Origin of the sequence: Lichenicola cladoniae, assembly GCF_013201075.1 — a bacterium.
Lineage (GTDB): Bacteria > Pseudomonadota > Alphaproteobacteria > Acetobacterales > Acetobacteraceae > Lichenicola > Lichenicola cladoniae.
The window spans coordinates 3,567,608-3,583,149 of sequence record NZ_CP053708.1 but is presented as its reverse complement, the minus strand read 5'-3'; the positions used below and the strand labels follow the sequence as shown (position 1 = coordinate 3,583,149).

Below are 15,542 nucleotides of genomic sequence, written 5' to 3'. Positions count from 1 at the left end.
TAGATAGGCAGGTCTTTGGCGGAGCATGCAGATGAGCGACGGTACGCTGGTTCTCGGGACCAGGCGGTATTCCTCCTGGTCGCTGCGTGGATGGCTGATAGTGCGGCTGGCCGAGCTCGACGTTACCGAAGAGGTGATCCGGCTGGCGGGTGGGATCACCCCGGAAATCGCTGCCGCGACGCCCAACGGCTTGGTGCCGTATCTCGAGCATGACGGCAACCGGGTGTGGGAAAGCCTGGCGATCGGCGAATATTGCGCCGAGCTGGCGCCCGCGCTCTGGCCTGCCGATCTGCGCGCCCGCACCCATGCCCGCGTGCTATCCGCCGAAATGCATGCGGGCTTCCGGCCATTGCGGCTCGCCATGCCGATGAACCTGGGGCGCAACCATCCATTGGCCGGCGGGATCGCGCCCGATGTCCAGGCGGATATCGATCGGCTCGATCAACTCTGGAGCACGACCCGCGCGAAATACGGCGCCGGCGGCCCCTTTCTGTTCGGACCCGCGTTCACCGTGGCCGACGCGATGTTCGCTCCGGTGGTGGCCCGCTTCATCTCGTATGGCGTGCGGCTTGGTGCAGCCTCCTCCGCGTATCGCGATGCGGTGCTGGCCCATCCGCTGATGGTGGAATGGTACGAGGCCGCCACCCTGGAACCGGCCGACTGGCAGCTCGATCGCTATGAGAGCGTCGCCTGATCATAGCTGTCGATGATCCGCGCGTGGCGATCGTGCTGCCGCCGCGCGAGGGTTTCTCGCCGGATGCGGTCGGCGCCATCGGGCTGCTGGTGCACCGGCTGTCGGACCCGCAGGACCTGATCCTCGGACGGAAGCTGTCGCAGGCACCATTCGCCGACCGGCACTTCTGGCCGGTGCAGGCGCCGGATTGGCCACGTGACCCGTTCGTCCGAGGTGGGGGTGCCCGTTATGCCGCTGCCGCCGCACGGATGCTGGCGCCGACACCTCCGGATTTGATCGAGGTTCAAAACCGGCCGGAGGTCGCGTCGATGCTGGCCCGACGCTTGCCGCGCATTCCCGTCTGCCTGTTCCTCCATAACGACCCGCAGGACATGCGGGGCGCCCGGTCGCCGCGGGCCCGGCGGGCGCTGGCCGGGCGGATGCGGATCGTCGCGGTCTCGGACTATCTGCGCAGCCGCTTCCTCGAGGGCGTGGGGCCGGGCGTCACGATCGGGCTCCTGCCCAACTGCCTGGATCTGGCAGCGCTGCCACCGCCCCGTCCCGCCGAGGCACGCGAGCGGTTGATCCTGTTCGCCGGCCGGCTGGTCGCGGATAAGGGCGCCGACAGCTTCGTCGCCGCGTGCGCGCAGGTGCTGCCGTCGCTGCCCGGCTGGCGTGCGGAGATGATCGGCGCCGACCGTTTTCATCACGGCGCGGCCGATACACCGTTCCTGGCCACGTTGCGTCCGGCGGCCGGACGGGCCGGCGTGACGCTCGCGGGCTACCAGCCGCATGCCGCTGTGCTGGAGGCGATGGCGCGGGCGGCGATCGTCGTCGTGCCGAGCCGGTGGATGGAGCCGTTCGGAATGACCGCGCTGGAGGCGATGGCCTGCGGCGCGGCCCTGGTCTGCTCCGGGCGTGGCGGCCTTGCCAAACTGGTGGCCGATGCGGCCCTGGTGATCGATCCCGATCGGCCCGAAACGCTGGCAGCCGCATTGCTGCGGCTCGGTCATGGCCAGACCGAACGTGCACGGCTATCCGGGGCGGGGCTTGCCCGTGCCCGCGGATTCGACCTACCGGAAGCCCGCGCCCGGCTGCGGACCCTTCGCCATGACGCACTGGCGTCATTTCCTTGGATACCGCGTTCGCGCTAACCCCTGTGCCGATGTCTTCACCCTCTCTGTCCCGTCCCACGGCGATCCGCCTGCTCGACCGCCTGTGTCTCGTCGCGGCACTGCTGTGTCCGGTCTTCCTGGTGCATGGCCGTGGGATTGCCGAGGCGATGATCGACATCACCGCCACTGCCTTCCTGCTGCGATCCGCCATCAGCCATGACTGGCTCTGGTTGCGAACGCGCTGGGTGCCCGTATCGCTGTTCTGGTGGCTTTGGCTCGTCATGTGCTCGCTGCCCGTCGGGCCATTCGGCATCGGCGGCTGGCCCGATTTCGGCCAGGCACTTGCGACCCTGCGGTTCCTGGTGTTCGTGGCGGCGCTCCAGCATGGGGTGCTGTCGGACCCGCGGTCCCGCCGGCTCATGCGCGGGTTGCTCGTGGCTGCCTGCCTGTACATCGCGGCGCAACTGCTGCTGCAGGCGGTGACCGGCTACAATCTGTTCGGCGATCCCCGCTTCCACGACGGTACCCTGACCGGCCCATACGACAAGCCGCGTGCCTCGGCGCCGCTGTCCCGCCTGCTGCTGCCGGTGATGCTGGTCGCGAGCACCTGGATTGCCGACCGCGCCGGGTCCACGAATCGCCATTCTCGCTGGTGGCTGCTTGCGGCCTCGGTGCTGCCGTTGCTGGCGGGGCTCGCCGTGATGGTGCTGGCGGGCCAGCGGATGCCGATGCTGCTGGTGCTGCTCGGCCTGGTCGTGTCGGGGCTGGTGCTGCGACGGCTGCGGCTGCCGCTGCTGGCGGCTCTTGCCGCGGCGCCGGTGCTGATCGCGATCAGCGCGTTCGTCTCGCCGCACAGCTTCAAGCACCTGGTAGTGCTCTTCGGCACGCAGATGCATGACTTCCCGAACAGCCCGTACGGGTTGATCTATAATAGAGCGCTGGCCATCGCGATCGCCAACCCGTTGACTGGGCTCGGTTTCGACGGCTTCCGCAACGGATGCCCGCTACCCGCCTACTTCCAGGACTGGCCCCCCTGGAGCCTGAACAACGGCAGTGGCGGTGGTGCCGCGATCTGCGTCCAGCACGCCCATAACCACGTTCTGCAGGCACTGACCGACTCCGGCCTGATCGGGCTGGCGATGTTCTGCGCCATGGTGGTTGCCTGGCTCGTCGCCCTCGGGCGGGGCCTGGCCCAGGGCGCGGGCGGAACGCGGCAGGCCTGGCGGGTCGGCCTGTTCGCCGCGGTGTTCATCCATGAATGGCCGATCGCATCGGCCAGCGCATTCACCAACATGCCGCTCGGCGGATGGTTCTTCCTGCTCCTGGGAACAGGGCTGGCAGAAGCGTCCGGGATAGCCCGATCCCCTGTGCAGACTGCAGGCGCCGCCTATATCCAGGCCAACACGGACAGTGAGAAACAACATGGCTGACGCGATGACCGATCCCAGAGAACAGGCAGTGGCCGAGCCGGGCCTGGTCCCGGTCACCGTGCTGACCGGCTATCTCGGCGCCGGCAAGACCACGCTGCTGAACCACATCCTGACCGGGCAGCACGGCCGTAAATATGCGGTGGTGATCAACGAGTTCGGGGAGCTCGGGGTGGATAACGACCTCGTCGTCGAGAGCGACGAGGAAGTGTTCGAGATGAACAACGGCTGCATCTGCTGCACCGTGCGCGGCGACCTGATCCGCATCCTGGGCGCGCTGATGAAGCGCCGGACCAGGTTCGACGGCATCATCGTCGAGACCACCGGCCTCGCCGACCCGGCGCCGGTCGCCCAGACCTTCTTCGTCGACGACGATATCCGCGCCCGCACCCGCCTCGATGCGGTGGTGACCGTGGTCGATGCGCTGAACCTGCCCGCAAGGCTCGAGGACAGTCCCGAGGCGCGGACGCAGATCGCGTTCGCCGACGTCATCGTACTGAACAAGACCGACCTGGTGGACGAGGCCACGCTGGTGGCGCTCGAGGAGCGGATCCGTGGCATCAACCGGTTCGTCAGGCTGCATCGCGCGGTGCGCGGCAACGTGCCGATCACAGACGTGCTGGACCAGGGCGGCTTCGACCTCGGCCGGGCACTCGAGGTCGCGCCGGACTTCCTGGAGAACGACAGCCACAGTCATAACGAGGACATCACCAGCCTGTCGTTCGAGGTCGACGAGCCGCTCGACCAGGGCAAGTTCCAGGCCTGGATCGGGGCACTCCTGCAGGAACAGGGCGGCGACATCCTGCGCTCCAAGGGCATCCTGAGCTTTACCGGCGAGAACCGCCGGTTCGCGTTCCAGGCCGTCCACATGATGGCCGATGGCGATTTCATCGGCGCCTGGAAGCCAGACGATGCGCGGACGTCGCGGCTGGTGTTCATCGGTCGCAACCTGAACCGACCCCGTCTTCGCCGGGGCTTCGAGAGCTGCCGCGCCCGATGAGCACTTCCACAGGAGACGCGGCCATGGAGGCAGCTTTGTCCGATCCCGACCATCTGCTCCGGACGCGTGGCATCACCCATACGGTCGATGCGTTCGTGCTCGGATGCGCATTCTCGCGCGATGGTAGCCTGGCCGCCTTCGCAACCGGCGAGGGCGAACTGCATCTCGCATCGTCTCCTGCCAGCGGCGGCAACTGGCGCGTGGCGGCAGCGCATGACGGTGCAATTCTCGGCCTGGCGCCAGACATCGCCGGCCGTGGCTTCCTGACCGGCGGCGACGACAACCGCCTGTGCCGTGTCGACGGCGACACCCTGGAGGCGAGCGTGCTCGCCAGCGGCCGTCGCTGGGTCGAACATGTGGCAAGTTTCTCGGAGGACAAGCCGGGTTCGGCGAAACGCCCGGGCAGCGATGGCGGCAAGGGCCTGATCGCCTCCGCGGTCGGCAAGCAGGTCGAACTCCGCGACGCCGAGGGCAAGCTGCTCAGGACGCTCGACCACGACAGCACGGTCTCAGGCATTGCCTTCGACGCCAAAGGCAAGCGGATCGCCGCCTCGCACTATAACGGCGCCTCGATCTGGTTCGCCAACTCGAGATCCGACACGCCGCGCCTGCTGACCTGGAAGGGCAGCCATATCGGCATCGCCATCCACCCCGACGGCGAGGCGGTGGTCACTGCGATGCAGGAGAACGAGCTGCATGGCTGGCGGCTGTCCGACAGTCACAACATGCGCATGAGCGGTTATCCGCAGAAGACCCAGTCGTTCAGCTTCTCCCGCAACGGGCGCTGGCTCGCCACCAGTGGCGCCGAGGTGGTGGTGCTGTGGCCGTTCTTCGGCGGCGGGCCGATGGGCAAGCCGCCGGTCGAACTGGCCGGTGCGCCGAATTCGATGTGCACCCGCGTCGCGTTCCATCCGCAGCATGAACTGGTCGCGGCCGGCTTCGCCGATGGCACTGTCCTGATGTCCGATGTCGCGACGAAAAGGGTTTTGCCGGTATGCGGTCCGGGCGACGGCGGAGGCAGCAGTTCGGTCAGTGCACTGGCGTTCAATCCCGCCGGAACGTTGCTGGCCTTTGGTTGCGAAAACGGAAGGATGGCGGTCGTCGATCTAGCTGCCCGCTGATGATGACCGCCCTAATACAGGGATCGTCTCACATTCCATTTCATGTGACGTCCGTATCTAAAAATAGAGATAAGTCTGCGTGACAGTAACGTTAACTGAATAAGGATGTAGCGGGGGGATACCAAGACGGCACACACTGTTGGGGTTGCATGGACGAACCGCGCCTGGGTTCGTCTGTATTCGCAACGCTCAGCATCTACAAAAGGATTGTGCCGTGACCTTTATCAATAAGCAGGCCCAGCATTTCAGCGCGCTCGATACGACCGAACAGCCCGGAGCATCTTATGCCTCTCCGATCTTCGGCGGGAGCGACGATCATCATGCGGTCGTGGATTTCGATCATCTGGCAAACCGCTATGATCCCGATGCTCGGACGTTCTGGAGCATGATGCAATTGCGTCATGGAACCGTCCGGGTCACTCCGCCATTGTTGCGCGACGTTCTGTCGACCCATGGCGTTGTCAGGACCCTGCGGGAGCGCCAGATCGCCCGGAACCAGGATCCGGTCCAGTATTTCGTGTTCGGCTCGGATATTCCCGGCATCTATAATCTTGGTGGCGACCTGGCCCTGTTCGCCGATCGTATCCGCGAGCGCGACGAGACCGTGCTGCGCGACTACGCGCACCTCTGCATCGACGTGATTTTCAACAATCACGTCGCCTTCCACCAGCCGATCATCACCATCGGGCTCGTGCAGGGCGACGCACTCGGTGGCGGTTTCGAAAGCGCTCTGTCCTACGACGTGCTGGTTGCCGAGCGCAGCGCGAAGCTCGGTCTCCCCGAGGTGCTGTTCAACCTGTTTCCGGGCATGGGCGCCTATAGCTTCCTGCGACGCAGGCTCGATGCCGCACGTGCAGAAGCGATGATCATGTCCGGCCGCCTCTACACCGGCGAGGAACTGCATGCGATGGGTGTCGTCGACGTGCTTGCCGAAGATGGCGAGGGCGTCCTGACGGTCCGGAACTACATCGCCCGCAACAGTCGCAAGTTCAACGCACATCATGCGCTTCTGCGCGCGCGCCGCCGTGTCAACGCGATCACCGAGCAGGAACTGCGCGACGTGGTCGAAATCTGGGTCGATGCCGCGCTGCAGCTCGGCGAGCCCGACCTGCGCAAGATGGAGCGCCTGGTCGCGGCACAGCGGCGCCGGCTGATGGCGATGGAGCCGGCCCATGCCGTAGCGGCCGAATAAGGCGCGGGAACGCGGTGATCAAGCGTCCGTCTCCCGACAGCCAGCGGCTTCATGTCGGAAGCTCGCTCGCTGCGGATGGCGTGCGCAGGTACCGATTTGGGGACTGCGCCACCGCCCCTTCCAATCGAACGACCTCGTCGCTTACGCGTCGTGCCAACTCGACGCCGCGGGTCTGCAGTTCCGCAGGCCCGACGTCGCGGCACGACTTGCAGGCTTCCTGGATCGCCAGCGCGCCGACGTTCGCGGCGCAGCTGCGCAGCGCGTGGATCTCGCTGCGAAACATCAGCAGGTCGCCATCCTGCGCCGCACCGGCGATATTGCCTGCCAGCAGGACCGCATCGCCGGCGAAGCTTGCGACCATTTCGTCAAGGAACTCCTCGCCGCCGAGTGTGCGAAGGTTATCCAGCATCTCGTCATCGAAAATCGGGTGCTGCGGCACCTGCCTGATCGGCAGCATCGCCGCGGATGATGACCGATGCGATTGCGAAGACGCCGGGGGGGCGGCCGGATGCGCGATGCGCTCCAGTGCGGCGGCGAGCCGAAACACCTCGATCGGCTTGGTCAGGCAGGCATCCATTCCTGCTTCAAGACAGTCGCGCTCTGTCTCCTGCGTCGCATCTGCCGTCAGCGCCACGATCGGTACGCGTGGCTCGCCGAGCGACGCGAAGCGATAGAGTTTCGTGGCCTCGATCCCGTTCATGACCGGCATGTTGACGTCCATCAGGACAATGTCGAACCGTTCCTGCTCCAGTGCGTCGAGCGCTTCGACGCCGTTCCTGACCAGCCGCATCGAATGACCCGCGCGTTCCAGCACTTTCGCGACGACACGGAGATTGATGTCGTTGTCGTCTGCTACCAGCACATGCAGGCTTCGTTTCGGAACCGCATTCGATCCAGCTACGCTGTCCGGTTCCGCGTGCTGTTCCGGCCTGGCGGCCACCTTGCGGAGGGCGGCGCGAAGTTCGGCCGGATCGGGACGCTGCGAGATCCAGGTTCCGACATAGCGCCGGATCGCGATGTCGGCCGGCGGGCCGGTCTCCGCGAGTGTCGCCACGCCGATGATCGGCACGTCCGCGGAACCGAGGAAACGGCCGGTCTCCTCGTCGAGCGTAGCCGCCGGATGCAGACTGTCACGCTGCAGCAGAAGCAGGGTTCGGAGACGGACGCCCGCGTTCGGCTTCCGTGCCAGCCGTGCCAGCGCGTCCGGCTCATCCGACGCGCGCTCGGCCTCCAGTCCGAGTGCTTCCAGTTGCCGCTTGATGCGTCCGCCCATGAGCGCATCGTCGCAGAGCAGCACCACCCGGATGTTTGGAATCGCCATCTGATCGGTCGGTGTGGTTGCGGCAACGACCTCGTCGCACTCGATGGTGAACCAGAACGTGCTGCTTTCGCCGAAAACGCTCTCGACGCCGATCGTGCCGCCCATCAGCGTCACCAGCTGCCGCGCGATGGTGAGGCCGAGGCCGGTGCCGCCGAAGCGGTCGATGATGGTCGGCTCGGCCTGGGTGAAGCTTTCGAAAATGCGTTCGCGCGCTTCCTGCCTGATGCCGATGCCGGTGTCCGATACCTCGAAGCGGAAGCGTAGACGCTCCGGACCGCACGGCCTGGCATCGACCGAGATCATGACCTCGCCGGCCGAGGTGAACTTGATGGCATTGCTTGCCAGGTTCAGCAGCACTTCGTGGAGATGGCGGCGGTCGGTCCGGATGATTTCCGGCACGCGCTGCGTGACATGGAAGCGCAGCCGGAGGTTCTTGAGGCGTGTCTGCGGGCCGAGCAGTTCGCGGATGTCCGCCAGCAGGTCCGGCAGGTCGAACGGCTCCAGCCGCAGCGGCATCCGGTTCGCCTCGATCCGGGAGAAGTCGAGGATGCCGCCGATCAGCGACAGCAGCGCCCGGGTCCCGACATCGAGGGCATCGGTCAGTTCGCGCTGCTCCGCCTCGAGCGGCGTACCCCGGAGCAACGAGGTCGAGCCCAGGATGGCGTTCAGCGGCGTGCGGAGTTCGTGGCTGACATTGGCGAGGAACCGGCTCTTTGCGCGATTGGCTTCCTCGGCGATACGCTTGGCCTCCGAAAGCTTGCGGATCAGGCCGCTCGCGTAAGCGGGCAGGACCAGCAGGGCCAGCAACAGGCTGCCGGACAGCATCGGCTTGCCGGACCAATAGGGCGTCGTCGCGACCACGACACCGAAGCTCGCCAGCGCCACGCCCAGCGTCAGGAACAGGTAGCCCAGCCCGAACCGGAAGCCGTTGCCGAAGATGATCCAGAGATACAGCGGATAGAAGCCGGCATTGGCGCTGCCGCTGATATGCATTTCCGTGCCGAGCGCGGTCAGGTCACCGATCATCGCGACGATGCGACGCGGGTGCGAGATGCGCGGCTGCAGCACCATGGCGGTGATCAGCACCAGCGCGAACGCGAAGTAGACGGCGCAGGCCTGTAGGCCCGTAAACATGTCGGGGGACGGAACGAGCCAGAGGTAGGTCGCGATCAGCGCGCAGAAGATAAGCCGGTTGAAGCCCATCTCGTGTTCCAGGTCCGGCCGCTCCCGGAGCCTTGCCTGCAGACCTTGAGCAATCGCGCGAAGCCCGGCCACCCGGCCGGCAGTCCAGCCCTGAGCCTGTCCGGCCTCAGCCAAGACGGCCGGCCTCAGCCAAGATGGGTAGACGCGAGCTCGCGCCGGAGCATGGCTTGCAGCGCGTCGGTCGGCAGTGGCCGGCTGAAATAGAAACCCTGGATCTCGTCGCAGCCTTCGCCGGCCAAGTGGGTGAGCTGTTCGACGGTCTCGACGCCCTCGGCCACCACGGTGATGTTCAGGTCGTGCGCCAGGCTGATGATGTTCCGGACGATCGCCGCGTCGTTGACGTCGGTGCGCAGGTTCCTGATGAAGGACTGGTCTATCTTCAGGCGGTTCACCGGAAAGCTCCTCACATAGTTCAGCGACGAGTAGCCGGTTCCGAAATCGTCGATCGCGAGGCGGACGCCGAGCAGGCGCATCTGGTTCAGGACCCGGGCCGCCGCGTCGAGATCGTCCACCAACTCGTGTTCGGTCAGCTCCAGCTCTAGCAACGACGGGTCCAGGCCCGTCTCGTGCAGGACGGTGGTGATCAACTCCTGCGTCCGCAGGGTGCCAATCCGGACGGGTGACAGGTTCACCCCGACCGCGATCGGCTGCAGGCCGTTCTTCTGCCAGATCATCGCATCGAGGCAGGCGCGCCGCAGCACCCAGTCGTCGATCTCTCCACCGAGGCCACCCTGTTCGGCGATGACCAGGAAATCGCCGGGCGCCAGCAGCCCGTCGACCGGATGGTTCCAGCGCAACAGCGCCTCGACCCCGGCGATGCGCCCGGTCAGCAGGTTCATCTGCGGCTGGTAGTGCAGCACGAACTCGTTCGAGCGCAACGCCTGGCGCAGTTCCCGGCGTATCCGCTGGATCCGGCTGATGCGCTCGTTCATGTCGGTGACGAAGAAGCGGTAGCTGTTCCGCCCCTCGGCCTTGGCCTGGTACATCGCCAGATCGGCGTTGCGAATCAGTTCCTCGGTGTCGGTGCCGTCGGTCGGGAAGATGGTGATGCCGATGCTGCCGCTGATCGTGATCTCCTGGCCGTTCTGCATCGAGGGCTGGCTGATCCGCGCGATGATCCGCGCCGCCAGTTCGGCCGCCTGGTCCGGGTGGTCGATCTGGGTCTGCAGGATCGCGAACTCGTCGCCGCCGATGCGCGCCACGGTGTCCTGCTTGCCGGCGCAGGCAATCAGGTGGGCCGAGACGGTCTTCAGCAGGATGTCGCCGAGATGATGGCCCATCTGGTCGTTGACCTCCTTGAACCGGTCGAGGTCCAGGTAGTGCAGCGCGATCAGTCGTTCGGCCCGTCCGCCGCGCGACAGCCTGTGCTGCAGGCGTTCGCGCAGCAGCGCCCGATTGGGCAGGTCGGTCAGCGGGTCGTGGCTGGCCACATGCTGCAGGTGCTGCTCGGCGCGCTTGCGTTCGGTGATATCGAGCGAGGTGGTCAGCACGCTGCCGATGTCGCCGGAACCGTCCCGCAGCGGCGATTTCGTGGTGAGCAGGATCCGGCGCCGACCCTGCTGGTCGGTGACTTCCTGTTCGAAGGCCTGCAACGGCTTGCCACTCTTGAACACAAGCAGATCCAGCGACCGGCTGCGTTGCTGGTAGTCATTGCCGAACGACACGGCTCCGGACCCGAGCCTTTCAGGCTGGTCCGCGTACTGGTCAGGCACGCGCCGATCGGGTGCACCGTGGTCGGTCAGTTCCGACTGCGACGCGTTGATGAACACGATATGGCCGTCCCGATCGGCCGCGCTGATGAAGGCCGGCACCGTATCGATGACCTGGGCAAGGGCTTCCCTGCTGTCACGCATCAGTTTCTGGTGCGAGAGCTCGCTGTTCTTCAGTTCCAGCTCTAGATCGCGTGCACGGGTCTCGATGATGCGGTGCTGCCGATGCATGCGGAGCAGGTTGCGGCCGCGCGTAATGAACTCGGCATGGTCCACCGGGCTCTGCAGAAAGTCGGTGGCACCCGCTTCGAGCGCCTGCAGGCGAAACGACCGGTCATCGTAGGCGGTGATGACGACCACCGGGATGTCGGCGCAACCGGGGCAGGAACGGAACCGCCTGGTGAACTCCGCGCCGTCCAGATGCGGCATCTTGAAATCGGTCACGACAAGGTCGGGCTGCACCGTTTGCAGATGATCAAGCGCTACCAGAGGGTCATCGAAGGTAACCACCTCGATATTGGTCTCCAGAGCAGCAGCAAGGCGCGCGTAGATGTTCCTATTCGTGAGACGATCGTCGAGTATTGCGATCAATGACATGGTGTCGCGCGCATCTCAGGGATTTCCGTCTTCATCATGCGCCGTTCTGGCCCAGGTCGTCCTTGTTTCTATTGTGTCTTTCGCCCGAATTATAGCTGTTCCGACCGGGAGCGCCGTCCGTAACCGGTCTTTGTGCCGGCATTGCACGCCCATGCGACCGCCAGGCTTGACCCATGCGGCTTTGTTCCCATTTTGTTCTTGTGTCCGGAGGCGAACGGCAGGACACTCCGGTGTCATGGGCGTCCCGTCGAGGAGAGCGCAATATGTTGCAACAACTGAGCGATACGGCCGGATCGGCGCCTGCGATACGCAAGGGTCGCGGCGTGTCGGGCAATGTGGGGAACCGGTTCGACCGGCTCGGGTCCGAACCGTTCGACGATGGCTGGTCCACCATTATCGAGGAACAGCAGGCTCCGCCGCCGGTCTCCACCACTCTCACGCCGGATCGAAGCCGGTCCGCCTTGTCCTGGAACGACAGCCCCGACCTCGGTTTCGACCGGTCGATCAATCCCTATCGCGGCTGCGAGCATGGCTGCGTCTATTGCTACGCCCGGCCCAGCCACGCGTATCTCGGCTATTCGCCCGGGCTCGATTTCGAGACCAGGCTGACTTTCAAACCCGAGATCGCCCGGCTGCTGGAACGCGAGCTGAGCAAGCCCGGCTACGTCCCCCGGACCGTGGCGCTGGGTTCGAATACCGACCCCTACCAGCCGGTCGATCGCACCCTGAGCCTGACCCGCCAGGTGCTCGAAGTCCTGGAACGGTTCGGCCATCCGGTCAGCATCGTCACCAAGTCGGCCGGGGTGGTACGCGATCTCGATATTCTCGAACGGATGGCCGCGCGCGGGCTGGTGCGGGTCTGGCTGTCTGTCACCACGCTCGACCCGGCGCTGGCACGCCGGATGGAACCCCGCGCCGCCACGCCCGAGCGCCGGCTGGCGACCATCTCGCGGCTTGCCGAAGCCGGTGTGCCCGCCGGCGTGCTGGCTGCGCCGATGATCCCCGGGCTGAACGATGCCGAACTCGAGCGCATTCTGGCCGCGTCCGCCGCCGCCGGCGCGTGTGACGCCAACTACACGCTGCTGCGGCTTCCGCTCGAGCTCCGACAGATGTTCGAGACCTGGCTGCAGCAGCATTATCCGCAGCGCGCGAAACACGTGCTCAACCTGATCCGGGAGACACGCGAGGGAAAGCTGAACGATATCCGCTTCGGCCAGCGCTTCTCGGGGCAGGGGCCCTACGCGGACCTTCTGGCTCAGCGGTTCAGGCGGGCGGCCAGGCTGCACGGGCTAACCACCGGCGCCGCCCTCAGCACCGATCATTTCACACCTCCCGCCCAGGTTCCTGCGGCAGGCCTGCGACAGAAGGAGAGTGCACAGCTCGTCCTGTTCTGAGACAGCCGGTTTCGGTATGAGCAATCTGCTCCGGTCGCGGGGCGGAGGTGCGGATGCCACGAGCCCAGCCGACGGCCGACCTCAGGGGCAGGTCCGTGCTCGGGTCGTTCTTTCACGCGCCCGATCCGGATGCCGCGCCGCTGCTGGCTTCGGCGCTGATCGAGATCGACCTGGATGGCCGCATTGTGTCGGTCACCGGGACGGCCGATCCGGGCTATGCCGCACGCGTCGAGTCTGCATCGCGGTCCGGATCGCTGACCCGCGTGGATGGCTTCGTGCTGCCGGGGTTCGTCGACCTGCACGTCCATGCGCCGCAATATCCACAGCTCGGGCAGGCGCTGGACATCCCGCTGCAAGACTGGCTGCAGCGCTACACCTTCCCGCTGGAAGCGCGTTACGCCGATCTCGCCTTCGCCCGGCATGCGTACGGTGCGCTGGTCGACGACCTGCTCGCCGGCGGGACCACCACTGCGGTCTATTTCGGCACCATCCACGGTCCGGCCACGAGGCTGCTTGCCGAGCTCTGCGTTGCGAGGCGCCAGCGGGCACTGGTCGGCAAGGTCGCCATGGACCATCCCGATCTCTGCCCGATCTCCTATCGCGACAGCGATGCCGATGCCGGTCTGCATGGAACCCGGTCCCTGATCGAGGAGATCCGCACGCTGCCCGGCAATGACGGCCTGGTGCAGCCGGTGGTGACGCCACGCTTCGTGCCGGCCTGCACCGACCGTCTGCTGCAGGGGCTCGGCGACATCGCCCGCGCCGGGCATTGCCATGTGCAGACGCATTGTTCCGAAAGCGACTGGGCGCACCGCCATGTGCTCGACCGGTTCGGCCGCAGCGATGCCGAGGTGCTGGACGGCTTCGGCCTGCTGACCCGACGCACGGTGCTCGCACATGCCAATTTCCTGTCGGAAGCCGACATGGACCGCGTGGCCCTCCGGGGCTCGGGTGTCGCGCACTGCCCGCTCTCCAACGCCTATTTCGCCGGCGCGGTGTTTCCGTTGCGCGCGGCGATGCAGCGCGGCGTGCGGGCCGGGCTGGGCACCGACATATCGGGTGGTCCGAGCGCCTCGATGTTCGACACGGTCCGTATGGCAGTGGCCGCGTCGCGCATGCTGGAGACCGGGGTCGACCCCAAGGTGTCGCCGGAGATGCGCGGCCGGCCCGGCTCACGCATCGACATACGCGCCGCGTTCCACTTGGCGACCGCCGGCGGGGCTGATGTGCTGGCCTTGCCCGTCGGCCGGTTCGAGCCGGGCTGCCTGTTCGATGCCATGTTGATCGATCCGGCCGCACCCGGCGGCACCATCAGGCTATGGGGCGGCGAGAGCGAGGACGACCTGCTGGCGACGCTGCTCTACACCGCGTCCCGGCCCAACATTTCTTCGGTCTGGACCGCTGGTGGAGCGGCCCGGTAAGGTTTCGCGCCGGGCAGGATCAGGTTGAGCAGGATTGCCGATCCCGCCCCGACCGCGGTCGCCGAGCCGAACAGCTCGCGGGCCAGCGGCGGCCAGGAGGCGAGCAGCGCCGGCGGCAGCAGCGTCGCGGACAGGCCGAGCAGCACCGGCAGGCCGGCCACCATGGTGGCGCGCTCGTCGAACCCGGCTTGCGCCAGGATGCGCAGCCCGCTCATCAGGATCACTACGCACAGCACGCCGAACATGCCGCCGATCACCGGCGCCGGCACGCAGGCGATCAGCACTGCCAGCTTGCCGCACAGCCCGAACGCCATCAGGAACACGGCCGCCGCCAGGAATACGCTCCGGCTGGCGATCCCGGTCAATGCGATCACGCCGCCATTGGCCGAATAGCCGGTCACCGGCACGCTTCCGAGCAGCGCCGAGACCAGGCAGCCGAGCCCTTCGCCGAATGCGCCGCGATCGGCATGGCGCCGCTCGAACCGGGTCGATGTCACCGCCGACACCACCAGCCAGGTGCCGGTGGTTTCCGCCAGCACCACGGCATAGACCAGCAGCATCGCCACGACGGCACTGCCCGAAAACCGCAGCGGGAAATCCAGCATCGCCAGATGCGGGCGCTGCAGCCACGGTGCCGCCGCGACCGGAGACAGGTCGAGCCGGCCCATCCACCAGGCCACCAGGCTGCCGCCCAGCAATGCCAGCAACACCGAGCCAGTGCGCAACGCCATGCCGCGCGGTCCCAGCGCGGTTCCGATCAAGCTCGTGGCGACCAGCAGCCCGGCCGAGACCGTGGCCAGCAGGATGTTGCCCTGCACGGTTGCCAGATCGCCGGACAGCACGTCGGCCCGGATGCCGATCGGCATCAGCGTGATCCCGACCACCACGATGATCGCCCCGCCGACCAGCGGCGGCACCAGGCGCCGGATCACGTGGTGGAACAGCCGCAGCGGCCAGCCCAGCAGCGCCACCAGGATCGCGCCCGGGATGAGTGCCGCGAACGCCGTGCCAAGGCCGGTCATGCCGCCGCCCGATGCCGATGCGATCGCGATCACCGCGCCGATCGGCACATACGACGGACCCTGCATCACCGGCATGCGCAGGCACAGCTGCGACTGGATCAGGCTGGCCAGCCCGGCCGCCAGGAACCCGGCGGCGATCAGCGTCGCCAGTTGCGCGGCCGTCAGCCCGAGTGCGGTCCCGATCAGGAACGGCACCACGTACACATCCATCGACAACGCATGCTGCAGGCCGAGGATCGCGGCCTGCCAGGCCGGCACCGCATCGTCCGGACGCTTCACCAGCCGCACGGCATGGTTCCCGGCCGACCCGTCCGTGACCAGCTCCTCCGCGATCGGCGCCTGCAAGG

General features: G+C 66.6%; 11 protein-coding genes. 8 read left to right on the top strand and 3 right to left on the bottom strand.

Going from position 1 to position 15,542, the window contains the following annotated elements; all coding sequences use genetic code 11:
* Window positions 1-31: 31 nt before the first annotated feature.
* From HN018_RS16215 to HN018_RS16190, 6 genes are all read left to right on the top strand, one after another.
* Window positions 32-694 (top strand): glutathione S-transferase, encoded by a 663-nt coding sequence (locus HN018_RS16215; protein WP_171833092.1) that lies wholly within the window; start codon window positions 32-34, stop codon window positions 692-694.
* Window positions 695-717: 23 nt separating this feature from the next.
* On the top strand, window positions 718-1,827 hold the full coding sequence (locus tag HN018_RS16210; RefSeq protein ID WP_239478749.1) for a glycosyltransferase family 4 protein: 1,110 nt from the start codon (window positions 718-720) through the stop codon (window positions 1,825-1,827).
* An 11-nt stretch (window positions 1,828-1,838) separates the two neighbouring features.
* Entirely contained in the window at window positions 1,839-3,218 is a 1,380-nt protein-coding gene (locus HN018_RS16205) for an O-antigen ligase family protein (protein WP_171833093.1), read from the top strand.
* Window positions 3,211-4,215, top strand: coding sequence for a CobW family GTP-binding protein (locus HN018_RS16200; protein ID WP_171833094.1), 1,005 nt, complete (start codon window positions 3,211-3,213; stop codon window positions 4,213-4,215). Before HN018_RS16205 ends, HN018_RS16200 begins: the two co-directional genes overlap by 8 nt.
* 23 nt (window positions 4,216-4,238) lie before the next feature.
* Window positions 4,239-5,336 (top strand): WD40 repeat domain-containing protein, encoded by a 1,098-nt coding sequence (locus HN018_RS16195; RefSeq protein ID WP_171833095.1) that lies wholly within the window; start codon window positions 4,239-4,241, stop codon window positions 5,334-5,336.
* Window positions 5,337-5,550: 214 nt separating this feature from the next.
* Window positions 5,551-6,528, top strand: a complete 978-nt coding sequence (locus HN018_RS16190) for a crotonase/enoyl-CoA hydratase family protein (RefSeq protein WP_239478748.1) — start codon at window positions 5,551-5,553, stop codon at window positions 6,526-6,528.
* A 49-nt stretch (window positions 6,529-6,577) separates the two neighbouring features.
* Here the strand turns inward: HN018_RS16190 and HN018_RS16185 are convergent, their stop codons facing one another.
* Window positions 6,578-9,166, bottom strand: coding sequence for an ATP-binding protein (locus HN018_RS16185; protein WP_171833096.1), 2,589 nt, complete (start codon window positions 9,164-9,166; stop codon window positions 6,578-6,580).
* Between the two features lie 11 nt (window positions 9,167-9,177).
* A complete protein-coding gene (locus HN018_RS16180; protein WP_171833097.1) occupies window positions 9,178-11,358 on the bottom strand; it encodes an EAL domain-containing response regulator in 2,181 nt (726 codons plus the stop codon).
* A gap of 263 nt (window positions 11,359-11,621) precedes the next feature.
* Here HN018_RS16180 and HN018_RS16175 point away from each other — a divergent pair, with 263 nt between their 5' ends.
* Both HN018_RS16175 and HN018_RS16170 read left to right on the top strand, forming a co-directional pair.
* Window positions 11,622-12,752, top strand: a complete 1,131-nt coding sequence (locus tag HN018_RS16175) for a PA0069 family radical SAM protein (RefSeq protein ID WP_171833098.1) — start codon at window positions 11,622-11,624, stop codon at window positions 12,750-12,752.
* Between the two features lie 53 nt (window positions 12,753-12,805).
* The gene (locus HN018_RS16170; RefSeq protein ID WP_171833099.1) at window positions 12,806-14,173 is read left to right on the top strand and encodes an amidohydrolase family protein; all 1,368 of its coding nucleotides are present in this window, start codon (window positions 12,806-12,808) and stop codon (window positions 14,171-14,173) included.
* Here the strand turns inward: HN018_RS16170 and HN018_RS16165 are convergent.
* On the bottom strand, window positions 14,113-15,540 hold the full coding sequence (locus HN018_RS16165; RefSeq protein WP_204259553.1) for a uracil-xanthine permease family protein: 1,428 nt from the start codon (window positions 15,538-15,540) through the stop codon (window positions 14,113-14,115). The two genes, HN018_RS16170 and HN018_RS16165, sit on opposite strands and share 61 nt — an antisense overlap.
* Window positions 15,541-15,542: the final 2 nt, after the last annotated feature.

Bases quoted from the DNA above. Each gene is read 5' to 3' on its own strand.
- HN018_RS16180 (WP_171833097.1), bottom strand. From the start codon at position 11,358: ATGTCATTGATCGCAATACTCGACGATCGTCTCACGAATAGGAACATC.
- HN018_RS16215 (WP_171833092.1), top strand. From the start codon at position 32: ATGAGCGACGGTACGCTGGTTCTCGGGACCAGGCGGTATTCCTCCTGG.
- HN018_RS16200 (WP_171833094.1), top strand. From the start codon at position 3,211: ATGGCTGACGCGATGACCGATCCCAGAGAACAGGCAGTGGCCGAGCCG.
- HN018_RS16205 (WP_171833093.1), top strand. From the start codon at position 1,839: ATGTCTTCACCCTCTCTGTCCCGTCCCACGGCGATCCGCCTGCTCGAC.
- HN018_RS16195 (WP_171833095.1), top strand. From the start codon at position 4,239: ATGGAGGCAGCTTTGTCCGATCCCGACCATCTGCTCCGGACGCGTGGC.
- HN018_RS16175 (WP_171833098.1), top strand. From the start codon at position 11,622: ATGTTGCAACAACTGAGCGATACGGCCGGATCGGCGCCTGCGATACGC.
- HN018_RS16170 (WP_171833099.1), top strand. From the start codon at position 12,806: ATGCCACGAGCCCAGCCGACGGCCGACCTCAGGGGCAGGTCCGTGCTC.